The 15,810-nt window shown below is 50.4% G+C and carries 14 protein-coding genes; 2 read left to right on the forward strand and 12 right to left on the reverse strand.

Translation table 11 applies throughout. The annotated features are described in order from the left end of the window. Positions 1-205: 205 nt before the first annotated feature. Complete coding sequence (locus ACP3TC_RS21780; protein WP_426817247.1) at positions 206-1,858, forward strand: lytic polysaccharide monooxygenase; 1,653 nt, start codon at positions 206-208, stop codon at positions 1,856-1,858. 360 nt (positions 1,859-2,218) lie between these two features. Beyond that, positions 2,219-3,757, forward strand: coding sequence for a lytic polysaccharide monooxygenase (locus ACP3TC_RS21785; RefSeq protein WP_426817248.1), 1,539 nt, complete (start codon positions 2,219-2,221; stop codon positions 3,755-3,757). A gap of 75 nt (positions 3,758-3,832) precedes the next feature. Here the strand turns inward: ACP3TC_RS21785 and glmS are convergent, their stop codons facing one another. The 12 genes from glmS to rsmG form a co-directional block, all read right to left on the reverse strand. Continuing rightward, positions 3,833-5,662, reverse strand: a complete 1,830-nt coding sequence (glmS, locus tag ACP3TC_RS21790; RefSeq protein WP_313854674.1) for a glutamine--fructose-6-phosphate transaminase (isomerizing) — start codon at positions 5,660-5,662, stop codon at positions 3,833-3,835. Between the two features lie 184 nt (positions 5,663-5,846). Next, complete coding sequence (glmU, locus tag ACP3TC_RS21795; RefSeq protein WP_426817249.1) at positions 5,847-7,217, reverse strand: bifunctional UDP-N-acetylglucosamine diphosphorylase/glucosamine-1-phosphate N-acetyltransferase GlmU; 1,371 nt, start codon at positions 7,215-7,217, stop codon at positions 5,847-5,849. A gap of 178 nt (positions 7,218-7,395) precedes the next feature. After that, positions 7,396-7,815 (reverse strand): F0F1 ATP synthase subunit epsilon, encoded by a 420-nt coding sequence (locus ACP3TC_RS21800; RefSeq protein ID WP_313854671.1) that lies wholly within the window; start codon positions 7,813-7,815, stop codon positions 7,396-7,398. A gap of 24 nt (positions 7,816-7,839) precedes the next feature. After that, positions 7,840-9,222, reverse strand: a complete 1,383-nt coding sequence (atpD, locus tag ACP3TC_RS21805; RefSeq protein WP_313854670.1) for a F0F1 ATP synthase subunit beta — start codon at positions 9,220-9,222, stop codon at positions 7,840-7,842. A 119-nt stretch (positions 9,223-9,341) separates the two neighbouring features. Then, positions 9,342-10,208 carry a F0F1 ATP synthase subunit gamma gene (gene atpG, locus ACP3TC_RS21810; RefSeq protein ID WP_313854669.1) on the reverse strand — a complete coding sequence of 289 codons (867 nt, stop codon included), beginning with the start codon at positions 10,206-10,208 and terminating at the stop codon, positions 9,342-9,344. Between the two features lie 53 nt (positions 10,209-10,261). Continuing rightward, positions 10,262-11,803, reverse strand: a complete 1,542-nt coding sequence (gene atpA, locus ACP3TC_RS21815; RefSeq protein ID WP_313854667.1) for a F0F1 ATP synthase subunit alpha — start codon at positions 11,801-11,803, stop codon at positions 10,262-10,264. Positions 11,804-11,817: 14 nt separating this feature from the next. Beyond that, positions 11,818-12,351, reverse strand: coding sequence for a F0F1 ATP synthase subunit delta (gene atpH, locus ACP3TC_RS21820; protein WP_313854666.1), 534 nt, complete (start codon positions 12,349-12,351; stop codon positions 11,818-11,820). A 14-nt stretch (positions 12,352-12,365) separates the two neighbouring features. Then, complete coding sequence (gene atpF / locus ACP3TC_RS21825) at positions 12,366-12,836, reverse strand: F0F1 ATP synthase subunit B (RefSeq protein ID WP_313854665.1); 471 nt, start codon at positions 12,834-12,836, stop codon at positions 12,366-12,368. 107 nt (positions 12,837-12,943) lie between these two features. Continuing rightward, positions 12,944-13,183, reverse strand: coding sequence for a F0F1 ATP synthase subunit C (atpE, locus tag ACP3TC_RS21830; RefSeq protein WP_003849523.1), 240 nt, complete (start codon positions 13,181-13,183; stop codon positions 12,944-12,946). A 49-nt stretch (positions 13,184-13,232) separates the two neighbouring features. Beyond that, positions 13,233-14,051 carry a F0F1 ATP synthase subunit A gene (gene atpB / locus ACP3TC_RS21835; protein ID WP_313854664.1) on the reverse strand — a complete coding sequence of 273 codons (819 nt, stop codon included), beginning with the start codon at positions 14,049-14,051 and terminating at the stop codon, positions 13,233-13,235. Between the two features lie 8 nt (positions 14,052-14,059). Further along, positions 14,060-14,440, reverse strand: coding sequence for a F0F1 ATP synthase subunit I (atpI, locus tag ACP3TC_RS21840; protein ID WP_313854663.1), 381 nt, complete (start codon positions 14,438-14,440; stop codon positions 14,060-14,062). Positions 14,441-15,151: 711 nt separating this feature from the next. After that, entirely contained in the window at positions 15,152-15,769 is a 618-nt protein-coding gene (gene rsmG / locus ACP3TC_RS21845) for a 16S rRNA (guanine(527)-N(7))-methyltransferase RsmG (RefSeq protein ID WP_313854662.1), read from the reverse strand. Positions 15,770-15,810 lie beyond the last annotated feature (41 nt).

Below are 15,810 nucleotides of genomic sequence, written 5' to 3' on the forward strand. Positions count from 1 at the left end.
TTAATTATCAGGAAGTAACATATACCTACCGACAGATATCACATCGCTATAATAAAAGCCATCACCACAAATCTTAAATAGCGCTTAAACCTGATTTTAAAAAAGAGAACTCTGTAACTGCCCAAGAAATTTCCCATTTATTCTGACATTGATGACATTAAGAATATCCACTCTTCTGTATAATGTTATGGATGACTTAAAAATTATGATGAGTAGAAAGAAAATATTAGCCATTTTGATTAGCGGTTCCGGGCTTTCTGTATCCTCACTGGCCTTTGGTCATGGCGCGTTGGTCGATCCACCCGCTCGCCATGTTTCATGTATTCAGCAAGGTGCACAAAACACCGGAATTTGCGCAGAGGCCAGTAAGAATAGTAATGATGGCGGACACTCTTTTTATACATGGCAAGAGTTAACCGGATTTGTTGGCGGCAACCACAGCGCTGCTGAAGCAAAAAAAGCCATTCCAGGTAACAGGATTTGTAGCGGTACAACCCGGGGCTCTGGCTTTAATATGGCCAGTGACAAATGGAAAACGGCGTTGCTTAAGCCGGATGCCACCGGAAAAGTGAAAGTGCGCTATGGCTATACCCAACCCCATGTTAAATCCTTTACCGAGTTTTATATTACCAGGAAAGGCGTAGACCCTACGAAAAAGGTTATTGGCTGGGATGATGTAGAACTGCTGGGTACCTTTACCGCCTCTGAAAACACCTCACCGACCTCAGGCAAAACACCAGCCTATACCCGATACGAAGATTTTAACCTTGAAATTCCTGCCGACCGTACCGGCCGCGCGGTAATTTTCTCCCGCTGGCAGCGTAATGATGCAGGAAATGAAGGCTTTTATGGCTGCAGCGACGTGATGATCACCGAACGTGGTGGCGATATTATCCCTCCGGCACCGGTTCCCGATCCGATTGAAGATCCGGCCCCCGCAGACTGGTTTAAATACGCTAATTTTGCCGATAAGCATACCCCGATCGTCGGCAGTTCCGTTGAGTTCCGTGTTATGGGCGGCACCCGCGGCAGCGAGCTGGTTCAGATCCGCAAAGCCATTACCGCCGACAATGTTGGCGATAAATGGATTAGCGAACTGGCGGCTGAAATCAACCGCGATTATTCTAATTTGGTGCTAATTGGCCAACAGAGCCAGTCAGGTAATATCACCTTTAATCTGCAACAGCCGCGCGGTAACGGCATCTATCTGAACAACACCGATAATTCCGCAGTGCTGTCGGTGACAGCGCCGGCTAACACTCCTACGGCAGTCGTACCCGCCAACTTTACAGTGGTCAGCAACCCTGATTACTCTTTAGGCTTCACGATGGATGGCTCCAACAGCCTGAACGCAGAGTCTTACAGCTGGAAAGTGGTGAACGGCCAGGATGTTTTCCGGTTGCAGGAGCAGGAAGGTGGTGCATGGCTATCACAAAGCTCTAAACCGGTGGTCCGCGCACTGATTCCAGCCAAAAGCAGTGGCACGGCGATTTATGAACTGACGGTAAAATCTAAGAGCGGTGCAACTCATTCCAATCGCGTTAACATCACCGTTAAGAATCAGGACGATGGCGGCTCTGATGATTATCCTCAGTGGCAACAGGGCAAAACCTATGTCGCTGGCGATAAAGTTACCCGGAATGGGGTTAAGTATATTGCGGGTTACTGGACTCAGTCTCAGCCGGGTAACGGCGATGCCTGGAAACTGGCTGATCCTGGCCAGACTGTTGAATGGAGTGCATCAATGACCTATGTCAGCGGCAATAGCGTGACCTGGAAAGGTAAAAGCTATACCGCTAAACAGTGGACCGTTGGCAACCAGCCGGATCAATCGCCACAGATTTGGACCGTTAAATAAGTCTTATTCTTATATATGACAGAATAAACAATGCCGATCAGCGATCGGCATTGTTTTGTAAATGGAGCCAACAATACAGACAAATCAGAAAGCAGGTTAAACACTGCGTAAAAATAAGTAAGCGATTTTTTGAAAAACTCTATAATCAGACCTCTTTTTTGATTACTATTGAAAATAACCCACACAATGACAGCACGCAGATTTTATAATATAAATCATCAACTCAGAACTTAAACCACGTCTATATCATCATCGAAAACAGTCAAGTCTGTAACTCTCCGGGATTTTTCTCGTTTATTTCAATATCCACTCAATAAATAATGCCGCCATCTTTTATACCTTTTGGGTTATTCTAATATTATGTTTAGCAGAAAATTATTAGCCATCCTGGTTGGCGGTGCGGGGCTTTCAGTCACTTCTCTGGCTTTTGGCCATGGTTCATTAATCGATCCTCCTTCTCGTCAGGCAGCCTGCATACTGGAAGGCACACAAAATAGCGGCATTTGCTCTGAAGCCGATGCGAAAAGTGGGGGAGGTACTTTTGGTGACTGGCAATCCTTCAGTGACAATCTTGAAGGTAATCGCGATGCAGAAGATGCGATGGCAAATATTCCCGGCAATTTAATTTGTAGTGGCAAACATAAAGGCACCGGCTTTAATATGGCCAGTGACAAATGGAAAGTGTCATTAGTTAAGCCCGATGCCATGGGCAAAGTAAAAATGCGTTATGGCTTTACCGCACCACACGATTATTCATTTACTGAATTCTGGATTACTAAAGAAGGCTTCGACCCGACAAAAAAAGCGATTAGCTGGGGCGATCTGCAACTAATTGGTAAAATTGATAATTCCCATAATCCGTCGCCAATTGCGGCCGGTAAACTGGTTAACCTCAGAGCCTATGAGGACTTCAATGTCATCATCCCTGAAGGTCGTACCGGTCGGGCGGTAATTTTTAGCCGCTGGCAACGTATCGGACAGCAAGGGACTTTTGAAACCGAAGGTTTCTATAACTGTAGCGACGTCAATATCACCGCGCGCGGCAGCGATATTATCCCTCCCGTACCAGTACCCGATCCGGACCCCATTGAAGATCCGGCACCCACAGACTGGTATAAATACGCCAATTTCGCCGATCATCAGACTCCAGTGATCGGCAGCACGGTGATGTTCCGTGTGATTGGCGGCGCGCGTGGTATCGAGCTGGTTCAAATCCGTAAAACAATTACCGCTGACAATTTGGGTGATAAATGGATTAGCGAGCTGGCGACGGATATTAACCGCAATCACTCTAATCTGGTGCTGATTGGTCAGCAGAGTCAGTCGGGTAATATTGTATTTAACGAGCAGCAACTGCGCGGTAACAGCATCTTCCTCAATCATAAGAGCAACTCGGCAGTACTGTCGGTAGAAGCGCCGGTGAACGCCCCGATCGCTATCGTGCCAGCCAACTTTGAGGTGGTAAGCCCATCTGGTGCTGCAGCGGCCTATATTATGGATGGCTCCAACAGTCAGAATGCTGAAAGTTACAGCTGGAAAGTTGTCGGGGGTCAGGGGACGTTCTGGTTGCAGGAGCAGGAAGGGAGTCAGTGGGTATCGACGCTGAATAAACCCGTCGTTCACGCCCTGATTCCTGAGAACACCAAAGGTACTGCGATTTATGAACTGACGGTGACATCTAAAAATGGTGTAACCCATTCAAACCGCGTAGCCGTAACGGTAAAAGATAAAGAGAATCACCCGGACCCTTCAGTTAAGGAATGGGAAACCGGCATAGATTATAAAGCCGACGATACCGTGATCTACGAAGGTAAAAAATATCGCTGCCGCCAGGCCCACCCTTCAATGGCTCACTGGAGCCCGGCTGAGGTGCACTCTTTATGGCTTCCGGTTGACTGATCCTTGTTCAGTTACTGTCGCCAGCCAATAAAAAACGCCGGTCTGTGACCGGCGTTTTTTTGTCTGCTGCTTCAGTTACTCGACGGTAACCGATTTCGCCAGATTACGTGGCTGATCGACGTCAGTCCCTTTAATCAACGCGACATGATAAGACAACAGCTGCAACGGTACGGTGTAGAAGATCGGGGCAATCACATCTTCTACATGTGGCAGAGGAATAATCCTCATCCCTTCGCTGTCGCTGAAACCGGCATCCTGGTCGGCAAACACGTAGAGTAAACCACCACGCGCACGCACTTCTTCAATGTTCGACTTCAGTTTTTCCAGCAGCTCGTTATTAGGTGCCACCACGATGACCGGCATATCCGCATCGATCAATGCCAGCGGACCGTGCTTCAGTTCACCCGCCGCATAGGCTTCAGCATGAATATAGGAGATCTCTTTCAGCTTCAGCGCGCCCTCCATCGCGATCGGATACTGGTCGCCACGGCCAAGGAACAGTGCGTGATGCTTATCGGAGAAATCTTCAGCCAGCGATTCGATCAGCTTATCCTGAGACAGCATCTGCTCGATGCGGCTTGGCAATGCCTGCAAACCATGCACGATATCGTGTTCAATCTGCGCATCGACACCTTTCAGACGACCTAACTTCGCCACCAGCATCAGTAATACCGTCAGCTGAGTGGTAAAAGCCTTGGTAGAAGCGACGCCAATTTCGGTACCGGCTTTGGTCATCAATGCGAGGTCAGACTCACGCACCAGCGAAGAGCCAGCGACGTTACAGATGGCCAGTGAACCGAGGTAACCCAACTCTTTTGACAGACGCAGTGCCGCCAGCGTGTCAGCGGTTTCACCCGATTGCGACAGCGTAATCAGCAGGCTGTTTTTACGTACTGCTGATTTGCGGTAGCGGAACTCTGAGGCAATTTCCACATCACAGGGCACGTTAGCCAGCGCTTCGAACCAGTAACGTGACACCATTCCGGAGTTATACGAGGTGCCGCAGGCCACGATCTGGATGTGCTCAACCTGGCTTAACAGCGTATTGGCATTGTCACCCAGTTCGGAGAGATCAACTTCGCCATGGCTGAAACGACCGGCTAAGGTGTTTTTGATCGCCATTGGCTGTTCATAAATCTCTTTCTGCATATAGTGACGGTAGATGCCTTTATCACCGGCGTCATACTGCACTTTGGATTCAATTTCCTGACGCTGCACGGTTTCACCGTTGCGATCGACAATCGTCACATCACGGCGCGTCACTTCGGCAATATCACCTTCTTCGAGGTAGATAAAGCGACGAGTGACCGGCAGCAGTGCCAGCTGGTCAGAAGCAATAAAGTTTTCACCGACGCCACGGCCAATAACCAGTGGGCTTCCGGAGCGAGCGGCAATCACCAGCGACGGATCGCGGCTGTCCATGATGACCATGCCATAAGCGCCACGCAGCTGTGGAATCACTCGCAGCACCACATCACGCAGTGTGCCACCCTGTTTTTGCTCCCAGTGCACCAGATGCGCCACCACTTCGGTGTCGGTTTCTGACGCAAAGCGGTAGCCACGCTCAATCAATAAAGCGCGCAGTGGCTCATGGTTCTCAATAATGCCGTTGTGAACAATGATGATATGTTCTGAAATATGCGGGTGCGCATTGGCCTCGGAAGGTTCACCGTGCGTTGCCCAACGGGTATGAGCGATACCCGTACCGCCCACCAGCTGCGTTTCCTCAGCGGCCTCGGCCAGCTTTTGTACTTTACCCAGGCGACGCAAACGCGTTACATGGCCATGCTGATCGACGACTGCCAGGCCCGCAGAGTCATATCCACGGTATTCCAGGCGACGCAGACCTTCGAGAAGAATTTCTGCGATATCACGTTGCGCTACTGCGCCAACAATTCCACACATAGTTAATTTCCTGACTGGATGGCGTTTCAGCGCCATCTGCGTTGTCTTGTGACCTGATTTTCCGCAGATTTACGTGCTTGCGCATCGAACCTGCGGATTCCCCGAGCCTTGTAGAGTGGGGAGTTTTATATTTTGGTACTGCGGTGTTACGGACGGTGACAGCACCGCCCCGATAAATATGACGCTATTTTTTCTTAACCGGGCGTTGCCAGCCGGCTTTATGATTCTGTTCTTTGCGGTTATAAACCAGTTCGGCGGCGGTAATGTCTTTCATTACCGTCGTACCTGCCGCGATAGTTGCGCCACTGGCTACCGTTACCGGTGCCACCAGTTGGGTATCAGAGCCAACAAATACGTTATCGCCAATCACGGTTTTAAACTTATTCGCACCGTCGTAGTTACAGGTAATAGTTCCGGCACCGATATTAACGCCGGCACCAATTTCAGCGTCGCCAAGATAGCTCAGATGGCCGGCTTTTGAGCCTTTGCCCAGCCGCGCTTTTTTCATCTCAACGAAATTACCGACGTGAGCACCTTCTGCCAGTTCACTACCCGGACGCAAACGGGCAAATGGCCCGATGGTGCAGGCAGCAGCCAGTTCGGCATCTTCCACAACGCTGTAGGGACTGATTTCACAATCATCACCAATCACGCTGTTTTTAATGATGCAGCCCGCACCGATTTTGACGCGATTACCCAGCTGCACCTGACCTTCAATGATCACATTGGTATCAACGATCACATCACGACCGTGTTGCAGATTACCGCGTAAATCAAAGCGCGCCGGATCCAGCAACATAACGCCGGCCAGCAGCAATTTTTCTGCCTGTTCGGCCTGATACACCCGCTCAAGAGTAGAGAGCTGCAGACGATTATTCACGCCTTCGGTTTCGCTGATACGCGCCGGATGTACCGCTTCAATCTTACGGCCTTCCTGATGGGCGAGGGCGATAATATCGGTGATGTAGTACTCACCCTGCGCATTGTTGTTAGTCAGCTTGCCTAACCAGCGTTTCATATCACCACCGTTGGCAATCAGAATGCCGGTGTTGATTTCGTTGATCGCCAGCTGCTCAGCGGTGGCATCCTTCTGCTCGACAATCCCCACTACCGCGCCATTGGTACGCATAATGCGACCATAGCCGGTTGGGTTATCCAGTTTTACCGTCAGTAAACCAATGCCGCCCTGCGGTTTGGCACTGCGCAAACGCTCCAGCGTTTCAACCGAGATTAGCGGTACATCGCCATACAGCATCAGAATATCTTCATCATCAGCAAAGTGCGGCGCTGCCTGCTGCATCGCATGGCCGGTGCCCAGCTGTTCAGCCTGAAGTACCCAGGTCAGTGCATCATCTGACAGCGTGGATTTAAGCAGATCGCCACCATGGCCATAAACCAGGTTTACGTTGCGTGCGCCAAGATGTTTTGCAGCATCAATGACGTGTTGAACCATCGGTTTCCCTGCCAGCGTATGCAGGACTTTAGGAAGATCTGAATACATGCGTGTTCCCTTGCCAGCAGCAAGAATAACCACGCTCATCGCACTGTTTGACATACACATCCTGAGCATTCTTTTGATAGACGAAAGTAAAGCGGTTTAGGGATTAGATTACTACATTTTTCTCGCAACGAAATTAGCTGGCTAACTGAAAGTAACCCGCTAAGTCGCCGGAAGCAGATAAAAAAAATGCCAGTCAGAAAACTGACTGGCATCTTAAGACATAAAGCCTGGGTTACATCGCTTTCTTGGTCAATTCGATAACGCGCAGTTTGGCGATCGCTTTGGCCAGTTCAGCCGATGCCTGAGCGTAGTCGACATCGCCGTGAGAGCTGTTCATATGCTCTTCCGCTTTGCGTTTCGCTTCCAGCGCTCGCGCTTCGTCGAGATCTGTTCCGCGAATCGCCGTGTCAGCCAGCACGGTAGTCGAGCCTGGCTGCACTTCCAGTACGCCGCCGGAGAGGTAAATCACCTCTTCTTCGCCGTTCTGTTTAACGATACGAATCATACCAGGCTTAATGGCGGTGAGCAGCGGGGCGTGTCCCGGGAAAATACCCAGTTCACCTTCGCTACCTGACACCTGGATTTTTTGTACCAGACCAGAGAACATTTTTTCCTCTGCGCTGACCACATCCAGATGATAAGTCATAGCCATATCTAACCTCCTGGGAAACTGTTATTACAGTTTCTTCGCTTTTTCCACGGCTTCTTCGATGGAACCCACCATGTAGAAAGCCTGCTCTGGCAGATGGTCGAATTCACCTTCCATGATGCCTTTAAAGCCACGGATGGTGTCTTTCAGCGACACATACTTACCTGGAGAACCGGTGAAGACTTCTGCCACGAAGAACGGCTGGGACAGGAAGCGCTGCATCTTACGAGAGCGTGCTACCACCAGTTTGTCGTCTTCTGACAGCTCATCCATACCGAGGATGGCGATGATGTCTTTCAGTTCCTGATAACGCTGCAGCAGGGACTGTACGCCACGTGCGGTGTCGTAGTGTTCCTGACCAACAACCAGCGGATCCAGCTGACGGCTGGTGGAGTCCAGCGGGTCAACTGCCGGGTAGATACCCAGAGAAGCGATCTGACGGCTCAGTACCACGGTTGCGTCAAGGTGCGCAAAGGTGGTGGCTGGAGATGGGTCAGTCAAGTCATCCGCAGGAACGTAAACCGCCTGAACGGAAGTGATGGAACCGGTCTTCGTGGAGGTAATACGCTCCTGAAGCACGCCCATCTCTTCTGCCAGAGTCGGCTGGTAACCTACTGCAGATGGCATACGACCCAGCAGTGCAGATACTTCTGTACCGGCCAGGGTGTAACGATAGATGTTGTCGACGAACAGCAGAACGTCACGACCTTCGTCACGGAATTTCTCAGCCATGGTCAGGCCGGTCAGTGCAACGCGCAGACGGTTACCCGGCGGCTCGTTCATCTGGCCATACACCAGGGAAACTTTATCGATAACGTTGGAATCGGTCATTTCGTGGTAGAAGTCGTTACCTTCACGGGTACGCTCGCCCACACCAGCAAATACCGAGAAACCTGAGTGCTCGATCGCGATGTTACGGATCAGCTCCATCATGTTTACGGTTTTACCAACACCCGCACCACCGAACAGACCGACTTTACCGCCCTTAGCGAACGGACACATCAGGTCGATTACTTTGATACCGGTTTCCAGCAGTTCCTGAGAGCTGGACAGCTCTTCGTAGGAAGGAGCCGGACGGTGAATAGCCCAACGCTCTTCTTCACCGATGTCGCCTTTCATATCGATCGGCTCACCCAGCACGTTCATGATACGGCCGAGTGTTGCAGTACCTACTGGTACTTCGATTGGGTGCTCAAGGTCAACCGTTGCCAGACCGCGCTTCAGGCCGTCTGAGGAACCCATGGCGATGGTACGAACCACGCCACCACCCAGCTGCTGCTGAACTTCCAGCACCAGACGAGCATCACCATTTTGAACCTCAAGGGCGCTGTACACTTGTGGTACTGCGTCCTGAGGGAACTCGACGTCCACCACGGCGCCGATAACCTGGACAATCTTTCCAGTAGCCATCTTGAATCCTCTACCTAATTCGTTTATACCCAGCTTCACTTAAGTGACAGCGGCGTAACTCGCTGACTTTCATCAATTTTATAGCTCTGCTGCCACTTCAGCTACTTGGGTATACCTGGTTAAACCGCGGAGGCCCCCGAGACAATCTCGGTAAGTTCCTGGGTGATGCTGGCCTGACGAGCTTTGTTGTATACCAACTGCAGCTCTTTGATCAGGTTACCGCCGTTATCGGTTGCAGCTTTCATCGCCACCATACGCGCGGCCTGCTCGCTGGCCAGGTTTTCTACAACACCCTGGTAAACCTGAGACTCTACATAGCGACGCAGTAAAGTATCCAGCAGCCCTTTCGGATCCGGCTCATACAGGTAATCCCAGGTCTTTTTCTTCAGATCTTCTTCGTCTTCTGCCGGTGGTAATGGCAGCAGCTGAGTGATCTGAGGAGACTGAGACATGGTGTTGACAAATTTGTTGCTGACGATAAACAGCTTATCTAAGCGGCCTTCATCGTAAGCCTGCAGCATGACTTTTACCGGGCCAATCAGTTCAGATACGGAAGGTTTATCTCCCATACCGCTGACCTGAGCAACCACTTTAGTCCCTACAGAGCTGAAGAATGACAGACCTTTGGAACCGATAATCGCCAGATCGCTCTCGACGCCTTTATCAGACCAGGCTTTCATATCAGCCAGCAATTTTTTGAACAGGTTAATGTTCAAACCACCACAAAGCCCGCGGTCGGTAGAAACGACCAGGTAGCCGACGCGCTTAACGTCGCGCTCCTCGAGGTAAGGGTGCTTGTACTCCAGATTACCAAGCGCAATGTGACCAATCACTGTGCGCATAGTCTCTGCATAAGGACGGCTGGCTGCCATGCGTTCCTGCGATTTACGCATTTTGGAGGCGGCGACCATTTCCATCGCTTTGGTGATCTTTTGCGTATTCTGGACGCTTCCGATCTTACTACGTATCTCTTTTGCGCCGGCCATAAGCTTCTCCTCAAAGCCTTGCGGCCTGCCCTAAAAGGACAAGCCGCCAGACGTTACCAGGACTGGGTTGCTTTGAACGTTTCGAGGAGGCCTTTCAGCTTCTCTTCGATTTCGTTGTTATAGTTACCCGACTGGTTGATTTCAGCCATCAGCTCGACGTGATCGCGATCCGCGTAAGCCAGCAGCGCTGCTTCGAAGCTACCGATTTTCGCCAGTTCGACGTCATTCAGGAAGCCACGCTCAGCAGCGAACAGTACCAGACCCTGCTGTGCAACAGACATTGGTGCATACTGTTTCTGCTTCAGCAGCTCGGTCACTTTCTGACCATGGCTCAGCTGTTTACGGGTTGCTTCATCCAGATCGGAAGCGAACTGAGAGAACGCCGCCAGTTCACGATACTGTGCCAGAGCGGTACGGATACCACCGGACAGTTTCTTGATGATCTTGGTCTGAGCAGCACCACCAACACGCGATACCGAGATACCCGGGTTAACTGCCGGACGAATACCGGAGTTAAACAGGTTAGTTTCCAGGAAGATCTGACCATCGGTAATCGAGATTACGTTGGTTGGAACGAACGCAGAAACGTCACCCGCCTGGGTTTCAATGATTGGCAGAGCAGTCAGAGAACCGGTTTTACCTTTCACTTCACCTTTGGTGAATGCTTCAACGTACTCAGCGTTAACGCGTGATGCACGCTCCAGCAGACGGGAGTGGAGGTAGAACACGTCACCAGGGAATGCTTCACGACCCGGTGGACGACGCAGCAGCAGGGAAACCTGACGGTAAGCAACAGCCTGTTTAGACAGGTCATCGTATACGATCAGCGCATCTTCACCGCGGTCACGGAAATATTCGCCCATTGCACAACCGGCATACGGTGCCAGGTACTGCAGTGCAGCAGATTCTGATGCGGTAGCAACCACAACGATGGTGTTAGCCAGCGCGTTGTGTTCTTCCAGCTTACGAACCACGTTAGAAATGGTGGACGCTTTCTGGCCGATAGCCACGTACACGCATTTAATACCGGAATCACGCTGGTTGATGATCGCATCGATCGCCATCGCGGTTTTACCGGTCTGACGGTCACCGATGATCAGCTCACGCTGGCCACGGCCGATTGGAATCATTGCATCGACGGATTTGTAACCAGTCTGTACAGGCTGGTCAACACCCTGGCGCTCGATAACGCCTGGTGCAATCACTTCGATTGGCGAGAAGCCGTCGTTATCAATGGCGCCTTTGCCATCGATTGGCGCACCCAGGGTGTTCACCACGCGGCCCAGCAGGCCACGACCGACAGGAACTTCCAGAATACGGCCAGTACACTTAACCTTCATGCCTTCGGCGAGGTCAGAGTATGGGCCCATAACTACTGCACCTACCGAGTCGCGCTCGAGGTTCAGTGCGATAGCGTAACGGTTACCCGGCAGGGCAATCATCTCACCCTGCATCACATCGGCCAGGCCGTGTACGCGGATGATACCGTCACTTACAGAAACAATAGTACCTTCGTTGTGAGCTTCACTCACGACATTGAACTGAGCAATGCGCTGCTTGATCAGTTCGCTGATTTCGGTGGAATTCAGTTGCATATGCTCCAGTCCCCTTAAGACTGCAAGACGTCTGCCAGACGCTCAAGACGGCCGCGTACGCTGCCATCAATCACCATATCACCCGAGCGGATGATAACGCCTGCCATTACAGACTTATCAATTTTGCATTTCAGCTTAACTTTGCGTGACAGACGTTTTTCCATCGCGGTGCTGATTTTACTCAGCTGTTCGTCACTCAGAGTGCTGGCGGAGATGACTTCAACTTCAGCGGTCGCATCATATGCGGCACGCAGTTGAATATACTGAGCCAGAACATCCGGGAGCGCTTGTAAACGTCCGTTTTCTGCCATCACCTTAATCAGGTTCTGGCCTGCGTCATCGAGTTGATCACCACAGATTGCATTGAAAGATGCAGACGTAGCTTCCGGCGCCAATGCGCCGGAGAGAAGTTCTGTCATCTGTTCATTGCTTGCCACTTCAGCGGCAAACGCCAGCATCTGCTGCCAGCGATCGACACTTTGATGCTCAACAGCAAAGTCAAAAGCTGCTTTGGCGTAGGGGCGAGCTACAGTTACAAATTCAGACATCAGCCCCTCCCTCCTTACAGTTCAGCGACCAGTTTATCTACGATGTCGCTGTTAGCAGCTTCATCCACGGAACGTTCAATGATCTTCTCGGCGCCGGCAACAGCCAGCATCGCGACTTGCTTACGCAACTCTTCACGTGCACGTTTACGCTCAGCATCAATTTCTGCCTGCGCTTGGTTCACGATCTTGCTACGTTCCTGCTCAGCCTCAGCTTTAGCTTCGTCCAGGATCTGTGAACGGCGCTTATTAGCCTGTTCAATGATTACCTGAGCTTCTTCTTTCGCTTTTTTCAGCTGGTCGGTCGCATTAGCCTGCGCGAGATCCAAATCTTTTTTGGCACGTTCAGCGGAAGCAAGGCCTTCAGCAATTTCTTTCTGGCGCTTTTCGATGGCAGCCATAATCGGCGGCCATACGTACTTCATGCAGAACAGGACAAACAGGACGAACGCGATAGCCTGGCCGAGGATTGTTGCGTTAAGGTTCACAGCACAATGCCTCTTGTTAAGTTAACTTTATCTGCCGTCATCATAGACAACCTGCAGAATCCGTTCATCGCTCAACATTTACCGTGTTGCCGATGAACAATCTGTTACTACGCGACAGCAAACATCACGTACAGACCCAGACCAACAGCGATCATCGGGATTGCATCCACCAGACCCATGACAACAAAGAACTGCGTACGCAGCAGAGGAATCAGATCCGGTTGACGCGCAGCGCCTTCCAGGAATTTACCTCCGAGGATGCCGATACCGATCGCAGCACCGATTGCCGCCAGGCCCATCATCACAGCGGCAGCCATGTACAGCAGATCCATATTCAGGTTTTCCATGACAGTCTCCAGTTTGTTTCAGTTATAACGCAGTAGTGTTGAGAAAAAATCAATGTTCTTCAGATGCCATCGACAGATAGACAATCGTTAAGACCATGAAAATGAAAGCCTGCAGCGAAATGATCAGGATGTGGAAAATGGCCCAAGGCACACTCAGAACCCACTGTGACCACCACGGCAGCAGACCGGCAATCAGGATAAAAATCAATTCACCCGCATACATGTTGCCGAACAGTCGCAGACCAAGAGAAACCGGTTTGGACAGCAGGCTCACACCTTCAAGAATCAGGTTGATAGGGATGAAGATCGGGTGATTAAAGGGTTGCAGGGTCAGCTCTTTTGTAAAGCCGCCGATGCCTTTCATCTTGATGCTGTAGAACAGAATCAAAATAAATACGCCCAGTGCCATCGACAGGGTGACGTTAACGTCAGCTGTAGGGACAACGCGCAGTGCTGGCAGACCGAACACATGCTCACCGATGTACGGCAGCAGGTCGATAGGCAGCAGATCCATGAAGTTCATCAGGAACACCCAGACGAAAATCGTCAGGGCCAGCGGAGCGATAAGCTTGCTTTTACCGTGGTACATGTCGCGAACGTTACCGTCGACAAAACCTACCACCAGTTCAATAGCCGTCTGGAATTTCCCCGGAACGCCGCTGGTGGCTGCTTTCGCCACTTTACGGAACAGTACCAGGAACAGCAGGCCCAGCACCACGGAGAAAAACATGGAATCGATATTTAATACCCAGAAAGACGCGGGCGCGTCGTGCGGGTTCACTAACTCGAAAGTACGCAGGTCCAGCTGAAGGTTATTCAGGTGGTGACCTATGTAATCTTGCGGAGTAGAGATTTCTCCTGCAGCCATGATGCCTCTTACCCTTTGTTGTTAATTACAGCCGGTGCCAGTATCTGCACAACCAGCACCGATAACCACGTCAGCCCGAGCGGCATAAATACCGCGCCGAACACACCCAGCGCCACGATAATGAGAATAATCGTGGCAAACACCTTCAACACTTCGCCGATGACGAAGCTCCAGGCAACACGGCCTTTCGCGGGTGATTGCGCCTGAAGGCGCCAGGCTAAAATCATAAAAAACACGTTAGGCAGCCAGGCTGCCAGTCCACCGGCGATAGCAGATGCGCCCCACGTGATATCTTTCAGAGTAAACAGCAATCCGATTACGACAAAAGTCACCAGCTGAATAAGCAGCACGGTTCGGGCAAATTTCACACTGTAAAGAGACACTGACATGACGCTTAACTCTCCTGCCCCGTTCGGGGTATGTCCCGTGCCGTATAAAACTGCCTTTACTCATTTGAGTCAAGCAGCAAAAAACGAGCAAATTATACGGGGCGCACCTGCGATTTCAATCGATAAGTAGAGAAAAGGTGAACAATTATTTAAATTTCTTTCTGAGGGGCTATTTTTCAAAAGCGCAAAGAACGGTAAACCGAAGTAAATTTACCGTAATAAGCGCGATAGCTTGCTCATAAAGCGTGCTTCAGATCACAAATCAGTAATGTAATGGCGAAATATCATACTGAACCTTTACTGATTTCGTAGAAAAGTGAAAAATAAAACCATTAAAAAACATACACATACTAAAAATTAATGTGAAAATGACAATTAACATCAATTAAAAGTCTATATTGACATCGTCAGCAAACTTTTAATGGCAATAATTACATTACTCACGCCAACTTATAATGAAGATATATTTTCATCCGTGACTATTGAATCACTTTAACAACCCGGTAAAAGTGATAAGCATGATAATGGAATGTGACATTAACGTTAAATGTTACTAATCGTGTCCGATAATTTCCGCCTGACGATTTAACCTGAACAAAACATCATCATTGACAAAAACGTGCTGCCTAAAACGCATAACCGGCGATTTCTTGTACAGCATGCGCATTATGTGCAACAAGGCACAATGCAATGTCCTGACTATGAAAAGGGTTAATTTGCCTTGATAATCACCAGGTGACGCTCACCTTCCAGCTGCGGAACGCTGAGACGAATGGTCTCTTTCACGCTAAAACCGTCTGGCAGGGCCGCAATTTCATCGGCCGGCAGCACGCCTTTCAGCGCATAAAATGCGCCGTTTTTGCCCGGCAGATGATGACACCAGCTCAACATATCATTGAGTGAAGCAAATGCGCGGCTGATCACGCCATCAAAAGGCGGCTCGGAAGGGAACTCTTCCACCCGACTCTGTACCGGCTCAATGTTCTCCAGCTTCAGTTCATGCTGTACCTGACGAAGGAAACGTACACGCTTACCCAGACTATCCAGCAGGGTAAAATGAGCGTCAGGACGCACGATAGCCAGCGGCACGCCAGGCAGCCCAGGCCCGGTTCCGACATCAATAAACCGACTGCCCTGCAAATGCGGCTCAACCACGATGCTATCGAGAATATGGCGCACCAGCATCTGTTCAGGCTCACGCACTGAAGTCAGGTTATAGGCTTTGTTCCACTTGTGCAGCATTTCAACGTAGCCCACCAGCTGTTGCTTTTGCTGATCGGACAGAGAAATGTTGGCGGCTTTAAGCAGGGAAGAGAGTTGGTTAATCACAGCAGGTTCCGTAAATTTTGTGGTCTGTAACGGGTGGTGCA

The organism is Winslowiella sp. 2C04, from assembly GCF_050037805.1.
In the GTDB taxonomy this organism is placed as follows: domain Bacteria; phylum Pseudomonadota; class Gammaproteobacteria; order Enterobacterales; family Enterobacteriaceae; genus Erwinia; species Erwinia toletana_A.